We start from the raw sequence: 1,883 nt of genomic DNA, 5'->3' as shown, positions 1-1,883 counted from the left end.
AATCGAGTAGGGGAGGGCGCCTAGCCCTCGACCTCTCACACCACCGTACATGCGGGTCCGCATACGGCGGTTCCTAAAGGTTAACGAATTTCAAGATAGCGAGAAGTTAGACTCATTAGCCCTTGGTTGTTCCAGTAGGAGCGATTAAGGGTGTTATTTATGTTGCGGGACATTTCCCAGCATCCTCGTCGGGAATTTGCCATCATCCTAGCCGCCCATTCAGGAACCCCTAGAGCGCGTAGGTTTCGGAGCCGGGATTTCGGCAACTTCCATTGCTTCCACAGACACATTCGAAGTCTTCGACGAATCCATTCGTCCAACCGTTCGCAATGTGTCTTTACGGATGCCAGGCGAAAATAGCCAATCCACCCCATTAGGTAGCGGTTAAGCTCCTTAATGCGGTGCTCCATAGAGATTCCTCTCGTTCTCGAGGTGATCTCACGTACGCGTTCTTTGAGTTGTTCCAGTTTCTTGGGAGCAATTCGAATGGTTGTTTCTCGGTTTCTTACGAAGCTAAAGCCAAGAAACTTCCGATTCCAAGGGCGGTCTACCGTACTTTTGTCCCTATTCACTTTCAGTCTAAGCTTCCCCTCTACGAAGCGAATCACAGACTCCATTACCCGTTCTCCCGCACGCTTGCTTCCCACGAAGATGTTACAGTCATCCGCGTAGCGGACGAATCCCAACCCTCGTCTGGTCAATTCTTTGTCCAAGTCATCTAACAGAATGTTTGCCAGGAGTGGGCTTAGGGGGCCTCCTTGAGGGGTTCCCTCTGCTGTCTCCTGTTTCATTCCGTCTACCATGACACCGGCATTTAGGTATGCTCGAATAAGCTTTAGGACACGTTTGTCCGACACTTTCCTCGCTACTCTTGCCATGAGAATATCGTGGTTGACTCGATCAAAGAATTTCTCCAAGTCCATGTCCACGACCCAGCGGTAGCCTTCTTGAATGTGGGATTTCGCTTGCTTTACGGCATCGTGGGCTCGTTTCCCTGGACGGAAGCCGAAGCTGTTCGGTGAGAAATGTGGATCGAAGATCGGTGTCATCGCTTGCATGAGGGCTTGCTGGATGAAGCGATCCATTACGGTTGGAATTCCTAACAGCCGAACCCCGCCTCCGGGTTTGGGTATTTCCACTCGTTTGACAGGCGTTGGTCTGTAGGTGCCCTCTTGAAGTTCCGTTTTCACGGTTTCCCAGCGTTCCCATAAGTGCGCTTGTAGCTCATCTACTGTCACTCCGTCGACGCCGGGAGCTCCGCCGTTCTGTCTCACTCGCTCGAACGCGAGTCGAAGGTTGTTTCCTTCGAGTATTCTTTCTAGCAAGTCGTTATGTCCTTCGCGAGAAGAAGGGGCGAGTTGTGCCGACGAAGAACTCGGCGCTCCGGCATACCCTTGCGGCTTCACCACTGCTCTTTGCCGTGAGCCTTCATATGAAGTTGGCTGCTGTCGTTGCTCTTCGCACGAACGCATCGGTTTCTTCTCTCCTTTAAGTTCAGCCCTTCCGGTTTCCGGCGTCCCTTACTCCCGTACTATGGCCTCTGCTGACTCCTGCGGATTCAGCGCGACTTCTCAGCCGCGGTTACGAAGTTACTTCGCGTATTCCGCAGGTCTCCCCAGATAAGAACGTCATCTTTCTGCCCGCAACCACTCAAGTTTACGATATTAGCCCTTGGCGACTTTGGATTTCGTCATGTGGTGGTGACTCATCCGACTAATCCCGCCTCAAATTGAGTTCGTGTACCTTGGCTCGTGCATTTGCCTCCAGCTTCCTTCAGATTCTGCCTCGCGGCAGACACCCTTGCTCTTGGCTAACGGTAGGCGTTCGCCAGCCCCCGTTCGGGACTTTCACCCTAGAGATGACGCCCATGCTGGGCGTACACC

Annotated in this window: 1 protein-coding gene; it reads right to left on the bottom strand. The window is 52.7% G+C overall.

Features of this window, described 5'->3' with window-relative positions:
• Positions 1-80: 80 nt before the first annotated feature.
• On the bottom strand, positions 81-1,472 hold the full coding sequence (gene ltrA / locus QMG93_RS34875; protein WP_281944498.1) for a group II intron reverse transcriptase/maturase: 1,392 nt from the start codon (positions 1,470-1,472) through the stop codon (positions 81-83).
• Between the last annotated feature and the right edge of the window lie 411 nt (positions 1,473-1,883).

This window comes from Paenibacillus tyrphae, from assembly GCF_027925525.1.
Classification (GTDB): Bacteria; Bacillota; Bacilli; order Paenibacillales; family NBRC-103111; genus Paenibacillus_G; species Paenibacillus_G tyrfis_B.
The sequence above is the reverse complement of the archived record's forward strand: the minus strand, read 5'-3'. Positions and strand labels throughout refer to the sequence as shown.